Origin of the sequence: Pseudoxanthomonas sp. X-1 (assembly GCF_020042665.1) — a bacterium.
GTDB classification, from domain to species: domain Bacteria; phylum Pseudomonadota; class Gammaproteobacteria; order Xanthomonadales; family Xanthomonadaceae; genus Pseudoxanthomonas_A; species Pseudoxanthomonas_A spadix_A.
The window spans coordinates 2,523,614-2,544,294 of the sequence record NZ_CP083376.1; the positions used below are offsets into that span (position 1 = coordinate 2,523,614).

A 20,681-nucleotide genomic window follows, 5' to 3' on the forward strand; every position below is an offset into this window, starting at 1 on the left:
CTGCAACGCCACGTCCAGATGGCGCGACGGCGTGGCCCGGGCGCAATCTGGCATAGTGGCGCCCCGCTTCGCGCTCCCCCTTTGCTGCCCCCATGTCTAAGAAGACCTCGTTCCCGAAGGAAGACATCCGCGTGCTGTTGCTGGAGGGCGTCAGCCAGACCGCGGTGGAGACCTTCCAGGCGGCCGGCTACAGCCAGATCGAGCTCCATTCCAAGTCGCTGCCCGAGGACGAGCTGAAGGCCCGCATCGCCGAGGCCCACATCATCGGCATCCGCTCGCGCACCCAGCTGACCGCCGAGGTGCTCGCCCACGCGCGGCGCCTGATCGCGGTGGGCTGCTTCTGCATCGGCACCAACCAGGTCGACGTGGAAGCGGCCGAGCTGGCCGGCATCCCGGTCTTCAACGCACCCTATTCCAACACCCGCAGCGTGGCCGAGCTGGTGATCGCCCAGGCGATCATGCTGATGCGCGGCATCCCGCAGAAGTCGGCCGAATGCCATCGCGGCGGCTGGTCCAAGTCGGCCGCCGGCAGCCACGAGGTGCGCGGCAAGACGCTGGGCATCATCGGCTACGGCCATATCGGCACCCAGGTCGGCGTGCTGGCCGAGGCGATGGGCATGAAGGTCATCTTCCACGACATCGAGACCAAGCTCTCGCTGGGCAACGCCGCCCCGGCGCTGAGCCTGGAGGACCTGCTGGAACGCGCGGACGTGGTGACCCTGCACGTGCCGGAAACGCCGGCGACCAAGGACATGTTCGGCCCGGCGCAGATCGCCGCCATGAAGCGCGGCGCGCACCTGATCAACGCCTCGCGCGGCACGGTGGTGGACATCGACGCGCTGGCCGAGGCGCTGCGCGCCGGCCAGGTCGGCGGCGCGGCGGTGGACGTGTTCCCGGTCGAGCCCAAGGGCAATGGCGATGCCTTCGTCTCGCCGCTGGCGGGCCTGGACCAGGTGATCCTGACCCCGCACGTGGGCGGCAGCACCCTGGAGGCGCAGGACAACATCGGCATCGAGGTCGCCGCCAAGCTGGTGCGCTACAGCGACAACGGCAGCACCCTGTCGGCGGTGAACTTCCCCGAGGTCACCCTGCCCGGCCACGAAGGCAGCCGCCGCATCCTGCACATCCATCGCAACGTGCCGGGCGTGCTGTCGCAGATCAACGACGTGTTCCGCAACCAGGGCGTCAACATCGACGGCCAGTTCCTGCGCACCGACCCGCAGGTCGGCTATGTGGTGATCGATGTCACCGCCTCCGAGGAACAGGCGGCGGTGCTCAAGGACGCGATGGCCGCGATCGAGGGCACGCTGCGGGTGCGAGTGCTGTACTGATTCTTGTGGGAGCCGCCATGGCGGCTCCCTCAAAAAACAAAGCGCGGTCAGGCGGCGGCTGAGGCCAGCCACTTGCGGGCCATGCGGCTGAGCGAGGGGTCGGGATCGTTCGCGACCTCCGCGATCGGCCGCCAGGCCAGGGCCAGGGATTCCTCGTTGCCGACCAGGGCTTCGCTGCCCAGGGCGCGCACCACGTAGCGCACGTCGAAATGCCAGTGCCCCGGCACCTCCCCGCGCTCGGGAATCCAGTGGCGGTCCAGGTCGAAGATCGCCGCCTCGTCCACGGCCAGGCCGGTCAGGCCGGTCTCCTCCTGCGCCTCCTTCAGGGCGACCGCCGCCAGCGCCTCGTCGCCGTCGGCATGGCCACCGGGCTGCAGCCAGCGCCGCAGCTTGGCGTGGTGCATCAGCGCGGCGCGCGCGCCGTCGCCGCTGACCAGCCAGGCCGAGGCGGTGAAATGCCCCTCCAGCCGCGCGCGCACGAAGGCGTCGGGTTGCGACAGCAGCGCCACGAACGCGGCGACGCCGTCATGTTCAGCCGGCCAGCGTGCCTGGTAGGCCGTCAGTTGCGCCGTCAACGCGGCGCGGGAAGCGTCGGACATGGGACCTCGGTCGGCGCCCGGGCCGGCGCACCACGGGGTCCGGCAAGGGCGCAAGGTAACTTGTGCAACCGACAGTATGACGGGTAAGGTTCGGCGATCCCATCCGCGCGCCAAGGGGGCAAGCGGATCCCTTTCGCCTTTAACGACCCTGGGGAATTCCGCGATGCTGTTCTGGCGCGTCAAGCCGCTTGACAAGATTCTTGAGACCGCCGAGAAGAAGGCGCTCACGCGCCAGCTCGGCGCCTTCCAGCTGACCATGCTGGGCATCGGCGCGGTGATCGGCACCGGCATCTTCGTGCTGACCGCCGAGGCCGGCCAGAAGGCCGGCCCCGGCATGATGATCGCCTTCGTGATCGCCGCGGTGGTCTGCGGCCTGGCCGCGCTGGCCTATTCGGAACTGGCCTCGATGGTGCCGGTCTCCGGCTCGGCCTACACCTACACCTACGGCGTGCTGGGCGAGCTGATCGCCTGGATCGTGGGCTGGGCGCTGGGCCTGGAATACGGCATCGGCGCGGCGGTGGTGACCGTGGGCTGGTCGGGCTACATGAATGGCCTGCTTGCCAACACCACGCTGTTCGGCCTGGTGCAGCCCGGCGCGCTGGCGCTGCCCCCGGCGCTGCAGACCGGGCTGTTCGCCGGCGGCACCTTCAATGTCCTGGCCTTCGGCATCGCCCTGGTGGTGACCTGGCTGCTGGTGATCGGCACCTCCAAGAGCGCCAAGGTCAATGCGGTGCTGGTGGCGATCAAGATCATCGCCCTGACCCTGTTCATCGTCATGGCGCTGCCGGTGGCGACCTCCAACACCGCCAACTTCACCCCGTTCCTGCCCGGTGGCTGGGGCAGCCCGCTGGGCGGCATCGGCGTGCTCGGCGCGGCGGCCTCGATCTTCTTCGCCTACGTGGGCTTCGACGCGATCTCCACCGCGGCGGAGGAAACCAAGAACCCCAACCGCAACATCCCCATCGGCCTGATCGCCTCGCTGGCGGTGTGCACCGTCTTCTATCTGCTGGTGGGCTACGCGGCGGTCGGCGCGGTCGGCGCGCAGCCGATCATGGGCCCCGACGGCGTTCCGCTGGAGCCGGGCAGCCAGGCCTTCGCCGCGGCCTGCGTGGGCTCCGAGGCACTGGTCTGCAGCCATGAGCCGCTGGCCCACGTGCTGCGCCTGATCGGCTGGCCGAACCTGGGCAACTGGATCGGCGTGGCCGCCATCCTGGCCCTGCCCTCGGTGATCCTGATGATGATGTTCGGCCAGACCCGCATCTTCTTCACCATGTCGCGCGATGGCCTGCTGCCCGAGCGCCTCTCGCGGGTGCACCCGCGCTTCCACACCCCGCACGTGATCACCCTGGCGACCGGCCTGGTCGTGGCCTTCTGCGGTGCGCTGTTCCCGGTCGGCAAGCTGGCCGACACCTCCAACTCCGGCACCCTGCTGGCCTTCGCGATGGTCTCCATCGGCGTGCTGGTGCTGCGCAAGCAGCAGCCGAACCGCCCGCGCCCGTTCCGCACGCCGTTCGCCTGGATCGTGTGCCCGCTGGCGGTGGCCGGCTGTCTGCTGCTGTTCGTCAACCTGAGCATGGTCGCCAAGGGCGTGTTCGCCGCCTGGGCGGTGCTGGGCCTGATCATCTACGCGCTCTACAGCCGCAAGCGCAGCCACCTGGCGCCGGGCAACGAGCAGCACTGACGCCAGCCCGCGCCGCTTCAGACGACGCACTCCGACAACGGCCGCTAGACGGCCGTTGTTTCTTCCACCACCGCACCGGATCCCTTCATGAAGCAGCTGTTCCGCATCAAACATCCCGGCCAGCTCACCCAGGATGCGCAGGACCTGCAGCTGCATCGCACGCTGGGGCCGTGGGGCCTGACCGCGCTGGGCATCGGCGCGGTGATCGGCGGCGGCATCTTCGTCATCACCGGCCAGGCCGCCGCGCAGCACGCGGGGCCGGCGATCATGCTGTCCTTCGTGCTGGCCGCGCTGTGCTGCACCTTCTGCGCGCTGGCCTACGCCGAGTTCGCCGCGATGGTCCCGGTGTCCGGCTCGGCCTATACCTACACCTACGCCACGCTGGGCGAGGCGGCGGCGTGGTTCATCGGCTGGATGCTGGTGCTGGAGTACGGCGTGTCGGCCTCGGCGGTGGCGGTGAGCTGGACCGGCTACTTCCTCAGCCTGCTCGACCAGTTCGGCATCCATCTGCCGGCGGCGCTGGTCAGCGCACCGCTGGACGGCAAGCTGCAGCCCACCGGCGCCATCGCCAACCTGCCGGCCGCGGCGATCGTGCTGCTGCTGACCTGGCTTTGTTATGTCGGCATCCGCAAGTCCTCGGCCATGAACATGGCCATGGTGGTGCTGAAGACCTGTCTGATCCTGCTGGTCATCTTCGCCGGCTGGAAGTACGTCGATCCGGCCAACTGGCATCCCTTCATCCCCGAGGCGCAGGGCCCGGGCAAGTTCGGCTGGGACGGCGTGGTGCGCGGGGCGGCGATCGTGTTCTTCGCCTACATCGGCTTCGAGGCGGTGTCGGTGGCCGCGCAGGAATCGACCAAGCCGCAGCGCGACCTGCCGGTGGGCATGCTCGCCTCGCTGGTGATCTGCACCGTGCTCTACATCGCCATGGCCGCGGTCATGACCGGCCTGGTGCCCTATTCCATGCTCGGCACCGACGAGCCGGTGGTCACCGCCGTGGCCGCGCATCCCGAGCTGGGCTGGCTGCGCCTGGTGGTGGAGATCGGCGCGCTGATCGGCCTGTCCTCGGTGGTGCTGGTGATGATCATCGGCCAGCCGCGCATCTTCATGATCATGGCCCGCGACGGCCTGCTGCCGACGGTGTTCACCCGCATCCATCCCAAGTACCGCACTCCGCACATCAATACGGTGATCACCGGCATCGGCATCGCGGTGCTGGCGGCGGTGTTCCCGCTGGACGTGCTGGGCGAACTGACCTCGATGGGCACCCTGATCGCCTTCGCCTCGGTCTGCGCCGGCGTGCTGATCCTGCGCCGCACCCAGCCCCAGCTGCCACGCCCGTTCCGCATCCCCTTCGCCTGGCTGATCTGCCTGGCCGGCATCGGCAGCTGCCTGCTGCTGCTGTCGACCATGACGGCGCACAACTGGATGCTGATGGTCATCTGGACGGTGATCGGCTTCGTCATCTATGCCGCCTACGGCTTCCGCCACAGCCGGCTGCGCGGCCAGGGCTGACGTCGATCGGTCAGGCCGGCGCGGTAAAATGCTGGCATGAACAGCCTTCCCTACGATGCCGCACGCCTGGCCGTGCTGGCCGACGAGATCACCACCCACGTGGCCGAGCTGGCGCGCCTGGGCTGGACCCCGGCCACCAGCAGCAACTTCTCCGAGCGGCTGGACGATCGCCATGCCGCGATCACCGTCTCCGGCGCGGACAAGGGCCGCATGGGCCGCGAGCACATCATGGTGGTGGACTTCGACGGCCAGCCGGTAGCCACCGACAAGCGCCCCTCGGCCGAGACCCTGCTGCATACCCAGCTCTACCGGCGCTTCCCGGAGGTGGGCTGCGTGCTGCACACCCACTCGCTGGTGCAGACCATCGCCTCGCGCCTGTACGCCGGCGCCGGCCATGTCCGCCTGGAAGGTTACGAGCTGCTCAAGGCCTTCCACGGCAACAGCACCCACGAGATGGCCATCGAGGTGCCGGTGCTGCCCAACACCCAGGACATGACCGTGCTGGCCGCACAGGTGGACGCGCTGCTGGACCGGGGTCCGCTGTGGGGCTACCTGATCGACGGCCATGGCCTGTACGCCTGGGGCCGCAGCATGGCCGAGGCGCGCCGCCACCTGGAGGCCTTCGAGTTCCTGTTCCACTGCGAGCTGGAGCTGCGCAAGCTCGGCGCGCGCGGTTGAATCGCACTGCTGCGTTGCATGGCGGCGACACCGCCCCGCGCCGCCGCTGCTACCCTTTTCCGCCCGGCCTTCGCCCCACGCCAGGAGCCCGCCATGAGCCGTCTTCGCATCTTCGACCACGCCGATCCGTCCACGCCGCTGTTCGCCAGCTACGACCCGGATTTCATCGCCACCGAGCTTGAGAAGATCGGGGTGCTGTTCGAGCGCTGGCAGGCCTCCAAGCCGATCGAGCCCGGCGCCTCGCCCGAGGCGGTGATGGACGCCTATCGCGCCGACATCGACCGCCTGGTCGCCGAGCGCGGCTTCAAGTCGGTGGACGTGGTCAGCATCGCGCCCGATCACCCGGCGCGCGCCGAGATGCGCACCAAGTTCCTGGACGAGCACTTCCACAAGGAGGACGAGGTGCGCTTCTTCGTCGCCGGCTCGGGATTGTTCACCCTGCATGTGGACGACAAGGTCTACGAGATCGAGTGCGTCAAGGACGACCTGATCGCCGTGCCGGACGGGACCAAGCACTGGTTCGACATGGGCGAGTCGCCCAGCTTCGTGGCGATCCGCTTCTTCACCGAGCCGGATGGCTGGGTCGGCCACTTCACCGGCGAGACCATCGCCGCCAGCTTCCCGCGCTACACCCCGGAGAAGGCCTCCTGATGCCCGTCGTGCAGGCCATCCTCACCGATATCGAGGGCACGACCAGCAGCATCTCCTTCGTCAAGGACGTGCTGTTCCCGTACGCCCGCCGCGCGCTGCCGGGCTTCGTCGCCGCCAATGGCGACGATCCCGAGGTGCGGCGCTGGCTGGAGGCGGTCAGCGCGGACGAGCCGCAGGCGCGGGACGATGCCGCGCGCGTGGCGGTGCTGCAGGCCTGGATCGACGCCGATCGCAAGCACACCGCGCTCAAGGCGCTGCAGGGACTGGTCTGGGAGGCGGGCTTCCGCGAGGCGGATTTCACCGCGCACATGTACCCGGACGCGGCGCAGGCGCTGCAGGACTGGTATGGCGAGGGGCTGGCGCTGTACGTGTACTCGTCCGGCTCGGTGCCGGCGCAGAAGCTGTTCTTCGGCCACAGCGATGCCGGCGACCTGACGCCCCTGGTGTCGGGCTGGTTCGACACCGAGATCGGCGGCAAGCGCGAGCGCGACAGCTATGCGCGCATCGTCGAGCGCATCGGCGTGGCGCCGCGCGAGGTGCTGTTCCTGTCCGACGTGGTGGCCGAACTGGACGCCGCGCGCGAGGCGGGCCTGCAGACCGTGCTGGTGGACCGGCTGGAGGACTACCCGACCCCGCGCGATGCCGCCGCCTGCAACGGGCATCCGCGGGTGACCTCGTTCGCGCAGATCGAGCCGGCGGCCTGAGCGGCCCTCTTTTCAAGAACGATTCGCATTTCGCCAGCGACTTCGCGCGCTGGCTAGACTTGCCCCCGCGCCGTCAGCCCGCTTCCGCCAGCGACGACGCGCACCGGTCACCGCCCGCCCGCTTTCGCCAGCCAGCCGACCGCTCAGGACGCCCCGTTTGGGGCGTTTGGTGTTTTGGGGATTCGGGATTCGGGATTCGGGATTCGGGATTGGAGCGTAGCCGTGGGTTTGCTGCGGGGATTGAATTGAGCTCGCTGATCGGCGGTGACCGCGGGGAACCCTCTACCGTCATTCCCCCGAATGCGGGAATCCAGCGCATCTGGCGCTTTGTGCGAGCGTCATCGGGTTCGCGATCGCGGGACTGACGTGTCTGGGGCTTAGTCGCCTTTTTTGGTGCCGGGCGCGGACGTCGCGCGTTCTGCGTACCAGCGCGCGATGACCTCGCGCTCCTGCGGCGTCATCTGCGTGGTGTTGCCCATCGGCATGGCCTGGGTCTGGACCACCTGCTGATGGATCGCGGCGGCGGCACGTTCGACGTCGCCCATGTCGTCCAGGCTCAGGCCGTAGGCGGCCCAGGGCATGACCGTGGCGTGGTCGGAATGGCAGGCCTGGCAACGCGTCTGCACGATGGTCCACACCGCCTGTTCCTGCGGCGACAGCGGTCGGGCCACGGCCTGCGCCTGGGCGGCGCGTTGTTGCGCCACCCGCGTGGCCAGTGCCAGGCCCAGCGACGAGACCAGCACCAGCAGCGCGGCGATCAGCGGCAGGCCCCAGGTGCGGCGCCCGCGTCGCCAGCGCAGACCGAACCAGACCAGCAGCGCCGCCGCCAGCAGCCACACCGCCAGCACCATCCAGCGGACCAGGGGCGAGGCATCGTGCAGGCTGATCATCGTGCGGACCGGAAGCGAAACAGGCAGAGCGCCGTGCGCGGTGCCGGACGCGGGCGGCCAGTGTAGCCGCGCCGGGCCGCTCAGCTGCCGCGATAGGTCGAATAGCCGAACGGCGAGACCAGCAGCGGCACGTGGTAATGCCCCTGCCCGCCGATGCCGAAATCCAGCGGAATCACGTCCAGGAACGGTGGTTCCGGCAGCGCCACGCCGGCCGCGCGGAAGTACGCCGCGACCGCGAACACCAGCCGGTAGCGCCCTGCTTCCAGCGCCTGCTCGCGCAGCGCGGGGCAGCGCCCGTCGGTGTCGGTGACGCCCTGCCAGCGCAGCGCGCCGTCGGCGTCGAACAGCTGCACCGCCACGCCCGTGGCCGGGCCGCCGCGGCTGGTGTCCAGCACGTGGGTGGAGAGCGTGGTCATGCGGCGGACTCCTGCGGCAGCGGCCACTGGCCGGTGAATTCCTCCTCGTCGAAGGCCAAAAAGTCGCGCACCACCGCGGCGCGGTCGTCGACGAAGAGCTGATTGGCCACCGCCTGCGCCAAGCGCGGCAGCGCGTACTTCAGGCCCGACAGCGCGGCGGCCGACAGCCCCAGGTTGATCAGCGCCGAGTAGTTGAACGCGAACAGGCCATGCAGCCTGGCCGCGTCCTCGGCCGCGCGCGGCTGCAGTTCGAAGCCCGGACCCAGGTAGGGATGCGCGTCGAGCAGCGGGTTGGCGGCGCCGGCCGGCGGCACATACCGGTCGCGCCAGCGCGCGATCGCCGGTGCCAGCGCGGCCAGTTCGGGGCGCAGGTCCGGGTCGGTCACCAACCCCGTGGCGATGGCCAGGAAATCGAAGGCCTGCTCGCCCTGCGGCGTGGTCACCACCGCCTGGCCATCGCGCTCGGCCACCGACCGCCACGGCGCGCCCAGATGCAGGTGGAAGCCCGGCATGGCCACCGCGCGGGCGAAGGTGTCGTTGGTCGGCGGCTGGTTGCGCGCGAAGAAGCTGGCCATCAGCGCGTACTTGTCGGCATCGGGCAGCGCCGGGAAGCGCGCGATGATGCCGGCCTGCTCCATGTGCCGGATCGGATTGACCCGCGGCAGCTGCGCGCGACGCACGAACACATGCGCCTCGCGCACCCCGCGCTGCAGCGCGTACTGCGCGTTGTCGAACGCCGACGCGCCGCCGCCGAGGATGGCGATGCGCTTGCCGGCCAGCGCGGCGTAGTCCAGCGGCCCGGAGGTGTGCGCATAGCGCGTGGGCGGCAGGTGGTCGGAGACGAACTTGGGCACCACCCACTGGCCGCCGCCCTGGATGCCGGTGGCCAGGATCACCTTGCGCGCCAGCAGCGTGCCGCCGTCGTGCAGGTGCAGGCGATGCAGGCCCTGCTCCGGCAGGGGTTCGAGTTGGACCAGACGTGTGTCGTTGCGCACCGGCAGGCGCAGCACGCCGCGGTACCAGCGCAGGTAGGCCATCCAGTCCTCGCGCGGGATCTTGTCCAGCGCCTCCCAGCCGGCCGCGCCGTGCTGGGCCTCCCACCAGGCGCGGAAGGTCAGCGAGGGGATGCCGAGGTCGATCGAGGTGATCTGCTTGGGCGTGCGCAGCGTGACCATGCGCGCATAGCTGAGCCAGGGACCCTCGCGCCCTTCCGGGCACTCGTCGATCACCAGCAGGTTGGAGACCCGCTCGCGAAGCAGCGCGAAGGCCGCGCCCAGTCCGCTCTGCCCGCCGCCGACGATCACCACATCGAACACATGGCCCCGGTCGTGCGTGCGCGGCCGCGTCCAGTCCGGCTTGCCGTGGTCCAGGCAGGCCAGGTCGTGGGCCACGCGGGTTTCCAGATCGGCCAGGCTCACGCGTGCGTGCCCTCCAGCGAGACATGCGCCGCGACGACCTTCCAGCCGTCGGCGAAGCGCACCCAGCTCTGGCTCTGGCGGCCGCGCCGGGCCGCGCCCTCGCGGAAGAACTCGGCATTGGCCGTGGCGAAGTCGGCGCCGAAGGTCGCGATCTCCACCCGCCCCAGCCGGCGCTGCGGCGAGCCGCCGCGGCCGACGCGGAACGCGCGGATCTCCTCGATGCCGTACAGCACCTCGCCCACGCCGTAGCGCACGGTGCTGGGCGCGGCATGGAACAGGCGATCGAGCGTGGCGATGTCGTCGGCCATCAGCGCCCGTTCGTAGGCCTCGAAGGCCGCGCGCACCTCAGCCACCACGGCCGGGTCGTTGAGCCTCGGCTCGCCGCCTGCGCTCATGCTGTCACTTCCGCATTCCACGCGGCCAGCGCGGCGTCGATGGCGGCGCCGGGCGTGCAGGCGAAGCCCTGCAGGCGCAGCACGGTCTCCAGCGCACCCAGCGTGATCAGCACCTTGTGCTTGGCCGCGTTGTAGCCCATCGCGCCGATGCGCCAGACCTTGCCCTGCAGCGGGCCGAAGGCGGTGCCGATCTCGATCTCGAAGTCCTCGCGCATCGCCCGGCGCACCGCCTCGCCGTCAACCCCGGCGGGGATCACCAGGCCGGTGACGTTGCTCATGCGGTGGGCATCGTCGCCGAACACCTCCAGCCCCAGCGCGCGCGCGCCGGCCGTTACCGCGCGGCCGGCGGCGCGATGGCGCGCATAGCGCCGCGCCAGGCCTTCCTGCAGCGCGATGCGCGCGCATTCGCGGGCGCCGTAGAGCATGGTGGTGGCTTCGGTATGGTGGTTCAGGCGCTTGTCCGACCAGTAGTCCATGACCATGGCCAGGTCGAAGTAGTTGGAGCCGATGCGCGGACCGTCGCCATCGTCGATGTCCTCGCGCGCGATGCCGCGCTCGACATGGCGGCGGGCGAAGATGCGCTCGGCCGCCGCCTCGGAGACGGTGATCGGCGCCGAGCCCGACGGCCCGCCCAGGCACTTCTGCAGGCCCCCGGTGACGACATCCACCTCCCAGCGGTCGGCGGCCAGCTCCATGCCGCCGATGGTGGCCGTGGCATCCACGTACGACAGCGCGCCGTAGCGCCGGCACAGCGCGCCGAAGCCTTCCAGCGGCTGCGCCATGGTGGTGGAGGTGTCGCCGTGGATGGTCGCCACCAGCGTCGGGCGCACGCGCTTGAGCGCGTCCTCGATGGCGTCCAGCGGCACCACCTGGCCCCACGGGGCCTCGACGGTTTCGATCCTGGCGCCGATGCGGCCGAGGATCTCGGTCAGCAGCAGACCGAAGCGGCCGAAGTTGACCACCAGCACCGTCTCGCCCGGCGCCACCAGCGACACCAGCGCCGCCTCGATGCCGGCGCGCGCCGTGCCGTCGACCAGGAAGGTCCAGCGGTTGTCGGTGCCGAAGATCGGGCGATACAGCGCCATGACCTCGTTCATGTAGGCGGTCATTTCCGGGTCGAACTGCCCCAGCAGGTCGGCCGACATGGCGCGCAGCACGCGCGGATGCGCGTTGACCGGGCCCGGGCCCATCAGCAGGCGCTGCGGCGGATCGATCTCGCCAAAGACTTCAGTTGCCACGTGTTGCTCCCAAGCGTTCGATGAAATCCAGCATGGCCGCCACGGCCAGGCCGGCGTCGGCCGCGCTGGCGCGCTCGGCCGGGTTGTGCGAGATGCCGCCGTCGCAGCGCACGAACAGCATCGCCGTCGGGCACAGCGCGCGCATCACCATCGCATCGTGGCCGGCGCCGGAGACCAGCCGGCGCGGCGCGATGTCCTGCGCTTCCACGGCTTGGGCCAGCAGTTCGACCAGATGCGTGTCGCACGGGCTGGCGGCCAGGTCCTGCACCTGCACGGCCTCGATTTGCACCTCGCGCGCGGCGGCGATGGCCTCGAAGCGGCGCAGGGTCTGGGCCGCGCTGGCGTCGCGCCGCGCGTTGTCGCCGGCGCGCACGTCCAGCGAGAAGCTCACCCGGCCGGGAATCACATTGGTCGCGCCCGGCAGCACCTGCATGCGGCCCACGGTGGCGACCAGGTCGCTCGCCGCCTCGCGGGCGACGGCCTCGACCGCCAGCACGCACTCGGCCGCCGCGGTGAGCGCATCGGCGCGCAAGGGCATCGGGCTTGTGCCGGCGTGGCCGGCACGCCCGTGCACGCTGACCTCGAAGCGCAGCTGCGCGGCGATGCCGGTGACCACGCCCAGCGCCAGGCCTTCGGCTTCCAGCACGGGTCCTTGTTCGATATGCGCTTCGAGGTAGCCGATGACCTCGTCGGGGCGGCGTGCGGCCTGATGGAAGTGCGCCGCCGCCAGGCCCCAGCCGGCCAGCGCCTGCGCCACCGACACGCCGGCCGCATCGACCACGCCGTCGAGGGCGCCGGGCGCCAGCGTGCCGGCCACCGCGCGGCTGGTGAACATCGAAGCGGGAAAGCGCGAGCCTTCCTCGTCGCCGAAGGCGATCACCTCGATGGCGAACGGCATGCGCTCGCCGCGCGCATGCAGCGCGGCGACGCATTCGATACCGAGCATGATGCCCAGCGGGCCGTCGTAGCGGCCGGCGTCGCGCACGCTGTCCAGATGGCTGCCGATCAGCAGTGCCGGCGCGTCGCGGTGCTCGCCTTCGTAGCGGCCGATCAGATTGCTGGCCGCGTCCAGGCGCGTGGCCATGCCGGCCAGGCCCATCCAGTCGGCGACGGCGCCCTGCGCGGCGCGATGCGCGGGGGTGAGCCAGGCGCGATACAGGCCGCTGTCCGCATCGCTGTACGGCGCCACGCCCAGCGCATCGCAGCGGGCGATGGCGCGCTCGCCGGCGGCGCGATGCAGCGCCGGGGCATTCACGGCTGCACCTGCGCGGCCTTGGCCGCCGGCGCCAACGCCGCGGCCACCAGCGCCAGCACGCGCGCCTTGTCCACGTCCAGGCAGGCGCTGGCATTGGGCGCGCCCTGCCCTTCGCGGGTCATGCCGTCGTCGTCCACGGTGATGTGCAGCGGCACCGGCGTGCACACCGCCGGGTCCAGCACGCGCGCCACGGGCACCACGTCGAACAGCGTCGGCGTCGTGCCCCAGGGGCTGCGCGCGGCCCACAGCGCATAGAGTTTGGACAGCGGCCCGGCGTAGGGCGTGGGCGCGGCGAAGATGCGCGCCTGCAGGTCGGCCGGCAGCGCGATCTCGGTCGAATCCAGCGGCTGCACCTCCACCGGCACGCCGCTGGCCAACAGGTCGCGCAGCGCCTGCGGGGCCAGCTTGATGTTGTATTCGGCGCTGGGGGTGTCGCTGTTGGTGCCGGCCACCGGCCCATAGCCGCGCCGCAGCGAGCCGCCCATCAGCACCACGCGCTTGAGCCGGGCGAACGCCACCGGATCGCGCTTGAGCGCGGCCTGCACCGTGGTCAGCGGTCCCAGCGCCAGCAGCGTCACCTGCCCGGCCGGCCGCTGGCGCAGCACGCGCAGCATCGCCTCGACGCCATCGGCGCGCACCGGCCGGTGCGCATCGCGCAGCCAGCCGGCCTGACCGATCTCGCCCTCGCGCGTGCCGACCGCGGGTCCGGCGGCAACCGGCACCCGGCTGTGGCCGGTGTCCTGCAGCAGCTGCGCCACCAGCTGCGCGCGCAGCCGGGTGTCGCCATAGGTCGTGGTCACCAGCAGCGGCCGCAGGCGCGGCGAGGCCAGCACCAGCGACAGGGCGAAGCCGTCGTCGATATCTGTGCCGAAGTCGTTGTCCACGATCACCGGAATCGGCGCTTCCTGCGCGTGCGGCTCGGCCGCTTGCGCGGCCGGCACCATCAGGCAGGCGAGCACGGCGAGAGCGCAGCGCGCGCGCAGCAGGGCACTCACCATCCGGCGACCACGCCGTCGCTGCGCGGATCGACCGCACCGCTCAGGATCCCGTCGGCCTCGCGCACCAGCGCGCCGGCATGGCCCATCACCGAGGTGTAGGCCGGCAGCCGTTCGACCACATGCCCGGCCGCGCGCAGCGCGTCGATCAACGCCGGGTCGAACCGGTCCTCCAGCTTCAGCGAGGTGCTGTCCTCGCCCCAGGTGCGGCCCAGCAGCCAGCGCGGTGCGCTGACCGCCTGCTGCAGCGGCATGCCGAAGCGCGCATAGCGGCTGAACACCGCCGCCTGGGTCTGTGGCTGGCCTTCGCCGCCCATGGTGCCGTAGCTCATGATTCTGCCATCGTCGAACACCGCCAGCGCGGGATTGAGGGTGTGGAAGGGCTTGCGCCCGGGCTGGAGCGCGTTCCAGCCATCGCTGGCCAGGCGGAAGCTGCAGCCGCGGTTCTGCCAGGTGATGCCGCTGCCCGGCAGCACGACGCCTGAGCCGAACTCGAAATAGGTCGACTGGATGCAGCTGACCGCCTGGCCGCGCGCATCGAGCGCGCCGAACCAGCAGGTGTCCCCGGCCTGCGAAGGCTGCGGCCAGGGCAGCGCCCGGGCCGGATCGATGCGCGCGGCCATCGCCTCGAGCGCGTCCGCATCGTCCAGCAGCGCCTGCGCGTCCAGCGTCATCCAGTCCGGGTCGCCGACGTGCGCATCGCGCACCAGGAAGGCCTGCTTGGTCGCCTCCACCAGCCCGTGCAGGTGAGCGAAGCTCTCGCCCTGCGTGGCTTCCAGCCGGTCGAACAGCGCCAGGATCAGCAGCGAAGCCAGCCCCTGCGTCGGCGGGGCATGGTTGTAGAGCGTGGCGTCGCGCAGGCGCACGTGCAGCGGCGTGCTGGCCTGCGCGCGATGTGCCTGCAGGTCGGCCAGCGCCAGCGGGCTGCCCAGCGCGGCCAGGTCCGAGGCGATGCTGTTCGCCAGTTCGCCGCGGTAGTAGTCGTCCAGGCCGGCGTCGGCCAGGCGTTGCAGGGTCGCGGCCAGCGCGGGCTGGCGCAGCAGTTCGCCTTCGCGCAGCGGCACGCCGTCGGGTTCGAACGTGGCAGCCCAGGCGCCGGGCTGGACGCGCAGCTCCGCGCCCTTGCCCGCCGCGATCTGCGCGCCGCCTGCGGTGACCGGCGCACCGGCCCGGGCATGGTGGATCGCGTCCTCGAGCAGGCGCGCCAGCGGCAGGCGATTGCCCTCGCCCGTCAGCGCCTGCGCCCAGCCCGAGACGGTGCCGGCCACGGTATTGGCAGCGCCAGGCCCGCGCCACGGGATGGCCGACAGGCCCGCGTAGAACTCCAGCGTCGCGGCCTGCGCGCTGCGGCCGCAGGCATCGATGGCATGCACGCGGCCGTCGGGTTCGCGGATCAGCCAGAAGCCGTCGCCGCCGATCCCGGTCATGTGCGGATACACCACGGCCAGCGTCGCGGCGATGGCCACGCAGGCCTCCACCGCGGTGCCGCCGTCGCGCAGCACATCGCGACCGGCCTGCGCGGCCAGATGATGCGGGGCCACGGCCAGGCCGCGGCGGGCGCGCAACGTATGCAGCATCAGGGCTGCGCTCCGGCGGGTGCGTGCGCACCGGTCAGGCCGCTGGCTTCCAGCGCGCGCGCCACGGCGAACAGCCGGTCCTCGCGCCCCGGCGCGGCGATCAGCTGCACGCCCAGTGGCAGCTGGCCCGGCCGCCACAGCGGCGCCGCCAGCACCGGGCAACCGGCCAGACCCAGCGGTTGGGTGAACAGCCCCAGGTTGGCGCGCGCCGACACCGGCGCGCCATCGATCTCGATGGTGGCCTGGTCGATGCGCGGCGCCACGCAGGGCACGGCCGGCGCGATCAGGACATCGACCGTGCTCCACAGCCGCGCCATCGCCTGGCCGAACCACGCCGCGAAGCGCTGCACGTCCAGCAGCGCCTGCGCCGGTTGTCGCTGTCCGGCCAGCAGGCGATCGCGCACGGCCGGATCGAAGGCATCGGGCCGCGCCTGCAGCGCCTGGCGATGCAGGTACGCGCCCTCGATGGCGGTCATGACGAAGGCCGCCATGCGCGAGGTCCGTGCCTGCGGCAGCTCGACCGTCGCGCCCGCCCCCAGGGCGGCGCCGATCGCCTCGAGGCCTGCGCGCAGCTCGGGATCGAGATTGGCGTCGAACCAGCCTCCCAGCCGCGCGATGCGCAGGAAGCGAAGATCCACCGGCGCCAGCGCCGCGTCGGCCATCACCTCGTGCACCGTCTGCAGCACATCGAGCGAACGCGCGAACGGCCCGGCCACGTCCAGCGCCTCCACGAACGGGAACACGCCGTCCAGCGGCACCTGCCCGTGCGTGCTGCGCAGTCCATAGATGCCGCACAGCGCGGCCGGCACGCGGATCGAGCCATTGGTATCCGAGCCCAGCGCGAATGGCACCAGCCCCGCCGCCACCGCCGCCGCCGAACCGCCGGACGAACCGCCCGCCAGCCGGTCCAGGTCGTGCGGATTGCGCGTGGTGCCGAAGTGCGCGTTGACCGTGGCGAAGCCGTAGGCGAACTCGTCCATGTTGGTCGTGCCCACCAGCACCGCGCCGGCGCGCTTGAGCCGGCGCACCACCCGTGCATCGCGCGCCGCCGGCGGCGCGTCCACGCGCATGGCCGCACCGGCGGTGGTGGGCAGGCCGCGCACGTCGAACAGGTCCTTGACCGCGAACGGCATGCCCGCCAGCGGCGTGTCGGTGACCGCATGGCCGGTCAGGCCCGCGTCGAAGATGCGGGTGAAGGCGGCCAGCGCCGGGTTGCGCGCGCGAAGCGTCGCCAGCAGCTCCGACACGGCCACCGGCAGATCGGCATCGTCGCTCGCTTCGGCAGGAGCGCGCGCCGGCGGCGCGAACGCGGCCAGTGCCGCGGCATAGCCGCCGAGCAGCTCGAGGTTCTGCTGCACGCCTGGGCGCGTGGAAGGGTCCATCGGGGTCACGGTCACAGCGCCAATGTAAGCCGAGGGCTGCGGCTGCGCGAGCAGCACAGGGTGACCTGGCGGTTGCTGGCCTTCTCCGCCTCGCTCTGCACGGTATCGCGATGATCGGGAATGCCTTCGACCACATCGGTCAGGCAGGCGCCGCACAGGCCCATCTCGCACGACAGGCTGACCGCCACGCCGGCCTCGGCCAGCACCGCGGCGATGGTGCGCTCGGGCGCGACGGTGAACACCTGCCCGCTCGAGGCCAGCGCCACCTCGAACGCCGTGTCCGCGCCGGCCTCGGCCGAGGCCAGCGGCGCGACCGGCGTGAAGGCCTCGCTGTGGATGCGCGCCGCGTTCCAGCCGCGCGCCAGTGCGGCCTCGCGCAGATGCGCCATGAAGGCGCCCGGCCCGCACAGATAGAGCTGGTGATCCTCGCCCGCCGCGTCCAGCGCCGCGGGCAACACCTGCCGCGCGTCGCGGCCTTCCTCGGCGCTGTGCAGATGCGCGCGCGCGCCGAACTCGCCCTGCAGCTGGCGCAGGAAGGCGATCTCCCCGCGGCTGCGCACGTAGTAATGCAGCTCGAACGAGGCGCCGCCCGCCTGCAACTGGTGCGCCATCGCCAGCAGCGGCGTGATGCCGATCCCGCCGGCCACCAGCACATGGTGACTGCCCGCGCGCAGCGCGAACAGATTGCGCGGCGCGGAGATGGTCAGCGCCTGGCCCACGCGCAGGCGCTCGTGCACGCTGGCCGAGCCGCCGCGCGAGGCGGCCTCGCGACGCACGCACAGCACATAGCGCGAGGTGTCGGCCGGCGTGCTGGCGATCGAGTATTGGCGCACCAGCCCGCCGGGCAGGTGCACGTCCACATGCGCGCCAGCCTCGAACGCCGGCAGCGCCTGGCCATCGGCGCGCACCAGTTCGACGGCCAGATTGCCGGCGCCCTGCCGGCTCATCGCGTCGATGACGACCTCGATCATGTCCATCAGGCCAGGAAAAACTCGCCGAAGCCCATCTTCTTCAGGCCGCGACGGTAGGCGATGGAACTGCGGTCGGCCGGGATGTGCGCCTCCAGCGTCATGTCCAGCGGCAGGCGCTCGGGCTTCTGCAGCTCGACCATGGCCCGATCCTCCTCGAACACACGCAGGTTGAAGGCGTGCACCTCCTCCACCGGCTGGTCCAGGTTGAAGTTGCGCGCGATCGGCACGAACAGCCGCGTCCTGCGCGCCGACACCGGCGAGGCGCAGTTGAAGATGACCAGCCGCTCATCGCCCGGAAAATGGATGGTCAGCGAGGCGCAGAACGGCAGATGCACCTCGAAGTGGCGCAGCCACGGATAGTCCGGCGGCGCCAGGTGGTGGAAGCCCACGCCGTAATTGCTGACGTTGCTGACGTAGTCCACGGTGAAGCCGGTCGGCGTCTCCACCGGCACGTAGTCCGGCACCAGCTGGTTGGCCGGGTCGGCGAAGGTGCCGGTGTGGATCCAGGCGAAATGCGCGACGTCCAGGAAGCCCTCCACCTGCCGCCCGGCGAAGCCGTTGATGTCGAACGGCGGACAGTTGATCTGCTGGAAGCCCGCCTGGTCCCAGTGCGGCATCACCGGCAGCGGCGCCGGGTTGTCCGCATCCGGCGCCAGGCACACCCAGACCAGGCCGTAGCGCTCGACCGTGGGATACGTCGCCAGGTGCAGCTTGGCCGGGATGGCCTGGCCGGGGCTGGAGGGAATGCGGTTGCATCGCCCGCCCGCGCCGAAGCGCAGGCCGTGGTACGGGCAGACCACGCCCTCGCCGTCGTGGCTGCCCATGCTCAGCGGCACGCCGCGATGCGGGCAGACATCGCGCGCCACCACCACCTCGCCATGCACGCGATAGACCACCAGCGCCTCGTCCAGCAGCACCGCCTGCAGCGGCGCGCCGGTGACCTCGCTGCTGTCGGCCACCGGGTGCCACTGGCGTGCCAGCAGCCGCCAGTCATGCTCGGTGAAGGTGCTGCCCGGCGGCAGCGGGCTGTAGGGATTGGCCGGATGGGCGGGCGCGATGGCGGACATGTGGCGGGCGACCTGGCGGAGCGGTTGCGGGGTGCGTCCCTACCTTGCGGCCGCGCACGTGTTGCAGTCCATCCAAGATTTTTCAATCATGCGTTGCAAAAAACAGAACAGGTGCGCCCGGTGCTGCCCTTCTCCCGCTTCGCCAGCTACTTCATCGAGGTCGCCGCCCAGGGCAACCTGCGCAAGGCCGCCGAGGTGCTGCACGTCTCGCCTTCGGCCATCCACCGCCAGATCCAGGGCGCCGAGCAGCAGCTGGAGACCGAGCTGTTCGAACGCCTGCCCACCGGCATGAAGCTCACCGCCGCCGGCGAGCTGCTGCTGGGCGATCTCAAGCGCTGGCGCAAGGAGCACACCCGCACCCTCGAGCGGGTCGGCGACCTGCGCGGCCTGCGCCGCGGCCACGTCAGCATCGCGCTGATCGACGCACTGAGCGAAGGCTTCGTGCCGCAGCTGCTGGCCGAACTGACCCGCGAATACCCCGGCTTCTCCTTCGACCTGCGCGTGATGGGCAACCGCGTGGCCAGCGAACTGGTGGCCGCGGCGGAAGTGGATTTCGGCGTGCTGCTGGACCCGGTCGAACACGGCAACCTGGAGGTGCGCACCGCCATCGACATCCCCGTCGGCGCCGTGCTGCCGCCCGGCCACGCCCTGGCCGATGAAAAGAGCCTGGCGATGAGCCGGCTGCTGGACGAACGCCTGCTGGTGCCCGCCGCACCGCTGGTGATCGAGGAACGCACCCGCAGCCTGTATGTGCGCCACGGCGTGGATCCGCGCCGGGTCACCACCTGTAACGACACCCGCCTGATCCGCTCGCTGATCCGCGACGGCGGCGGCGTGGGCGTGCTCAGCCTGATCGACGTGGCCGCCGACCTGGAACGCGGCACCCTGGCCTTCGTCCCCCTGCACGGCTGGCAGGCCCGCCCCCTGCAACTGGCCGTCTGCACCGCCCCCCGCCGCCAGCCCAGCCGCGCCGCACAGCTGGTGCTGGCGCGGGCGGTGAGCGCGGTGCAGGGATTGCCGGCGCGGTTGGTGGGGAGGCCGCAGAAAGGGTCTAAGCGGAAGTCGGCCAGTTCGAGCACGTGAACCCCTGACGCTCGGGTCGAACAAGCGCCCTCTGACTCCTCGCGCCCCCAGCGCAGCACGTCGTATCGGCTAACGCGGTGTAACGAACCGATCCTTCTCGATGCACTCGCCCGCCCCCAACCTTGTACAGGGCCATAGCTGCATGGGCACGGTGTCGGTGAGGATGAAGCGATTGCCGGCCCAGCGCAGGAATCCACCATGGACCAGATATCCGTCCTGAAGCGTGCGGGAATCTTCCGGCAGCCCCCTGTCTGGATCTGCTTCAGCAAGCCAGCGCAAGACGGGCGTACGTCCAAGCAGCGCGGTTTCGGCGTAGAGCTCGCTGGCGCCAGCAGCTTGATACTTGGCCATGGCTGCCGGGCTTATCAGGACATGTTTGCTGGTGATGCTGGAGGTTACGTCGACAGGCTTCCCGCCACGCGTGACCATGTACGCACGCATGCCCGAGGTGGTTACCGGGCACCCGTTAAGTTGCACCAGATAGCCGGTGAGGCCGTCCGTGCCAGAGAACGAACGGATCCAGTAGCGGTACTTCGTCCCGGTGGTGTCAGACGCCAGATACTCCCCGGTTGGCCGACCGGATCGGTCCAGGACAGGCTCGACAACGGCCTGGCGCCCGATGCTGGAGCATCCCAGATCCGCAAGCAACGCACGGGCAGGTGCCGGTAATTCACCCAGGCTCCCATTGATGCTGCTGCCGGAAGCATCCGGAATACCCGGCAGTGCCTGGGCGAGAGGAGGCTGAGGCCGTCTCGATCCGGAGGCGGCGGTTGAGCAGGCGCTCGCTATCGCAAGTGCGAGCATGAAGACAGCAATGCCTGGACGGCTGATCATG

The 20,681-nt window shown here is 70.9% G+C and carries 20 protein-coding genes; 7 read left to right on the forward strand and 13 right to left on the reverse strand.

The window, feature by feature from the left end; all coding sequences use genetic code 11:
• The first annotated feature begins 92 nt into the window (after window positions 1-92).
• Entirely contained in the window at window positions 93-1,331 is a 1,239-nt protein-coding gene (serA, locus tag LAJ50_RS11150) for a phosphoglycerate dehydrogenase (protein ID WP_138653060.1), read from the forward strand.
• Window positions 1,332-1,378: 47 nt separating this feature from the next.
• On the opposite strand, the gene LAJ50_RS11155 is transcribed toward serA, so the two are convergent.
• Complete coding sequence (locus tag LAJ50_RS11155; protein ID WP_130552502.1) at window positions 1,379-1,930, reverse strand: NUDIX hydrolase; 552 nt, start codon at window positions 1,928-1,930, stop codon at window positions 1,379-1,381.
• A 163-nt stretch (window positions 1,931-2,093) separates the two neighbouring features.
• On the opposite strand from LAJ50_RS11155, the gene LAJ50_RS11160 reads away from it, so the two are divergent.
• The 5 genes from LAJ50_RS11160 (at window position 2,094) to mtnC (ending at window position 7,159) form a co-directional block, all read left to right on the forward strand.
• Window positions 2,094-3,611: an amino acid permease gene (locus LAJ50_RS11160; protein WP_130552503.1), complete on the forward strand. Its 1,518-nt coding sequence runs from the start codon at window positions 2,094-2,096 to the stop codon at window positions 3,609-3,611.
• Window positions 3,612-3,698: 87 nt separating this feature from the next.
• Entirely contained in the window at window positions 3,699-5,126 is a 1,428-nt protein-coding gene (locus LAJ50_RS11165) for an amino acid permease (RefSeq protein ID WP_130552504.1), read from the forward strand.
• A gap of 36 nt (window positions 5,127-5,162) precedes the next feature.
• Window positions 5,163-5,804: a methylthioribulose 1-phosphate dehydratase gene (locus tag LAJ50_RS11170; protein WP_138653062.1), complete on the forward strand. Its 642-nt coding sequence runs from the start codon at window positions 5,163-5,165 to the stop codon at window positions 5,802-5,804.
• A 93-nt stretch (window positions 5,805-5,897) separates the two neighbouring features.
• A complete protein-coding gene (locus LAJ50_RS11175) occupies window positions 5,898-6,455 on the forward strand; it encodes an acireductone dioxygenase (RefSeq protein ID WP_138653064.1) in 558 nt (185 codons plus the stop codon).
• Window positions 6,455-7,159, forward strand: coding sequence for an acireductone synthase (mtnC, locus tag LAJ50_RS11180; protein ID WP_130552507.1), 705 nt, complete (start codon window positions 6,455-6,457; stop codon window positions 7,157-7,159). Before LAJ50_RS11175 ends, mtnC begins: the two co-directional genes overlap by 1 nt.
• A 377-nt stretch (window positions 7,160-7,536) precedes the next feature.
• Here the strand turns inward: mtnC and LAJ50_RS11185 are convergent, their stop codons facing one another.
• The 11 genes from LAJ50_RS11185 to LAJ50_RS11235 form a co-directional block, all read right to left on the reverse strand.
• Window positions 7,537-8,049 (reverse strand): hypothetical protein, encoded by a 513-nt coding sequence (locus tag LAJ50_RS11185; RefSeq protein WP_138653066.1) that lies wholly within the window; start codon window positions 8,047-8,049, stop codon window positions 7,537-7,539.
• Between the two features lie 80 nt (window positions 8,050-8,129).
• Window positions 8,130-8,465, reverse strand: coding sequence for a hydroxyisourate hydrolase (uraH, locus tag LAJ50_RS11190; protein WP_138653068.1), 336 nt, complete (start codon window positions 8,463-8,465; stop codon window positions 8,130-8,132).
• Window positions 8,462-9,883, reverse strand: coding sequence for an NAD(P)/FAD-dependent oxidoreductase (locus LAJ50_RS11195; protein WP_138653070.1), 1,422 nt, complete (start codon window positions 9,881-9,883; stop codon window positions 8,462-8,464). The genes uraH and LAJ50_RS11195 overlap by 4 nt, the downstream gene beginning before the upstream one ends.
• Window positions 9,880-10,278, reverse strand: coding sequence for an oxalurate catabolism protein HpxZ (gene hpxZ / locus LAJ50_RS11200; RefSeq protein ID WP_138653072.1), 399 nt, complete (start codon window positions 10,276-10,278; stop codon window positions 9,880-9,882). The genes LAJ50_RS11195 and hpxZ overlap by 4 nt, the downstream gene beginning before the upstream one ends.
• A complete protein-coding gene (locus LAJ50_RS11205; protein ID WP_224096572.1) occupies window positions 10,275-11,468 on the reverse strand; it encodes an alanine--glyoxylate aminotransferase family protein in 1,194 nt (397 codons plus the stop codon). Before LAJ50_RS11205 ends, hpxZ begins: the two co-directional genes overlap by 4 nt.
• 37 nt (window positions 11,469-11,505) lie before the next feature.
• A complete protein-coding gene (locus tag LAJ50_RS11210) occupies window positions 11,506-12,729 on the reverse strand; it encodes an allantoate amidohydrolase (RefSeq protein ID WP_240792500.1) in 1,224 nt (407 codons plus the stop codon).
• Window positions 12,730-12,767: 38 nt separating this feature from the next.
• Complete coding sequence (locus LAJ50_RS11215; protein ID WP_171044591.1) at window positions 12,768-13,766, reverse strand: nucleoside hydrolase; 999 nt, start codon at window positions 13,764-13,766, stop codon at window positions 12,768-12,770.
• The gene (locus LAJ50_RS11220; protein WP_138653080.1) at window positions 13,763-15,343 is read right to left on the reverse strand and encodes a gamma-glutamyltransferase family protein; all 1,581 of its coding nucleotides are present in this window, start codon (window positions 15,341-15,343) and stop codon (window positions 13,763-13,765) included. Before LAJ50_RS11220 ends, LAJ50_RS11215 begins: the two co-directional genes overlap by 4 nt.
• Window positions 15,343-16,725, reverse strand: coding sequence for an AtzE family amidohydrolase (locus LAJ50_RS11225; protein ID WP_138653082.1), 1,383 nt, complete (start codon window positions 16,723-16,725; stop codon window positions 15,343-15,345). Before LAJ50_RS11225 ends, LAJ50_RS11220 begins: the two co-directional genes overlap by 1 nt.
• A gap of 11 nt (window positions 16,726-16,736) precedes the next feature.
• A complete protein-coding gene (locus LAJ50_RS11230; protein WP_224096304.1) occupies window positions 16,737-17,696 on the reverse strand; it encodes a PDR/VanB family oxidoreductase in 960 nt (319 codons plus the stop codon).
• Window positions 17,697-17,701: 5 nt separating this feature from the next.
• On the reverse strand, window positions 17,702-18,763 hold the full coding sequence (locus tag LAJ50_RS11235; protein ID WP_138653086.1) for an aromatic ring-hydroxylating dioxygenase subunit alpha: 1,062 nt from the start codon (window positions 18,761-18,763) through the stop codon (window positions 17,702-17,704).
• A 120-nt stretch (window positions 18,764-18,883) separates the two neighbouring features.
• Here LAJ50_RS11235 and LAJ50_RS11240 point away from each other — a divergent pair, with 120 nt between their 5' ends.
• Window positions 18,884-19,846, forward strand: a complete 963-nt coding sequence (locus tag LAJ50_RS11240; RefSeq protein ID WP_138653088.1) for a LysR family transcriptional regulator — start codon at window positions 18,884-18,886, stop codon at window positions 19,844-19,846.
• A 69-nt stretch (window positions 19,847-19,915) separates the two neighbouring features.
• On the opposite strand, the gene LAJ50_RS11245 is transcribed toward LAJ50_RS11240, so the two are convergent.
• Complete coding sequence (locus LAJ50_RS11245) at window positions 19,916-20,680, reverse strand: hypothetical protein (RefSeq protein ID WP_138653090.1); 765 nt, start codon at window positions 20,678-20,680, stop codon at window positions 19,916-19,918.
• Window position 20,681 lies beyond the last annotated feature (1 nt).

What these genes read in the sequence shown, in the direction of transcription:
- serA (WP_138653060.1), top strand. Translation starts at nt 93, where the DNA reads ATGTCTAAGAAGACCTCGTTCCCGAAGGAAGACATCCGCGTGCTGTTG.
- LAJ50_RS11155 (WP_130552502.1), bottom strand. Translation starts at nt 1,930, where the DNA reads ATGTCCGACGCTTCCCGCGCCGCGTTGACGGCGCAACTGACGGCCTAC.
- LAJ50_RS11160 (WP_130552503.1), top strand. Translation starts at nt 2,094, where the DNA reads ATGCTGTTCTGGCGCGTCAAGCCGCTTGACAAGATTCTTGAGACCGCC.
- LAJ50_RS11165 (WP_130552504.1), top strand. Translation starts at nt 3,699, where the DNA reads ATGAAGCAGCTGTTCCGCATCAAACATCCCGGCCAGCTCACCCAGGAT.
- LAJ50_RS11170 (WP_138653062.1), top strand. Translation starts at nt 5,163, where the DNA reads ATGAACAGCCTTCCCTACGATGCCGCACGCCTGGCCGTGCTGGCCGAC.
- LAJ50_RS11175 (WP_138653064.1), top strand. Translation starts at nt 5,898, where the DNA reads ATGAGCCGTCTTCGCATCTTCGACCACGCCGATCCGTCCACGCCGCTG.
- mtnC (WP_130552507.1), top strand. Translation starts at nt 6,455, where the DNA reads ATGCCCGTCGTGCAGGCCATCCTCACCGATATCGAGGGCACGACCAGC.
- LAJ50_RS11185 (WP_138653066.1), bottom strand. Translation starts at nt 8,049, where the DNA reads ATGATCAGCCTGCACGATGCCTCGCCCCTGGTCCGCTGGATGGTGCTG.
- uraH (WP_138653068.1), bottom strand. Translation starts at nt 8,465, where the DNA reads ATGACCACGCTCTCCACCCACGTGCTGGACACCAGCCGCGGCGGCCCG.
- hpxZ (WP_138653072.1), bottom strand. Translation starts at nt 10,278, where the DNA reads ATGAGCGCAGGCGGCGAGCCGAGGCTCAACGACCCGGCCGTGGTGGCT.
- LAJ50_RS11205 (WP_224096572.1), bottom strand. Translation starts at nt 11,468, where the DNA reads ATGGGCCCGGGCCCGGTCAACGCGCATCCGCGCGTGCTGCGCGCCATG.
- LAJ50_RS11220 (WP_138653080.1), bottom strand. Translation starts at nt 15,343, where the DNA reads ATGCTGCATACGTTGCGCGCCCGCCGCGGCCTGGCCGTGGCCCCGCAT.
- LAJ50_RS11225 (WP_138653082.1), bottom strand. Translation starts at nt 16,725, where the DNA reads ATGGACCCTTCCACGCGCCCAGGCGTGCAGCAGAACCTCGAGCTGCTC.
- LAJ50_RS11230 (WP_224096304.1), bottom strand. Translation starts at nt 17,696, where the DNA reads ATGATCGAGGTCGTCATCGACGCGATGAGCCGGCAGGGCGCCGGCAAT.
- LAJ50_RS11235 (WP_138653086.1), bottom strand. Translation starts at nt 18,763, where the DNA reads ATGTCCGCCATCGCGCCCGCCCATCCGGCCAATCCCTACAGCCCGCTG.
- LAJ50_RS11245 (WP_138653090.1), bottom strand. Translation starts at nt 20,680, where the DNA reads ATGATCAGCCGTCCAGGCATTGCTGTCTTCATGCTCGCACTTGCGATA.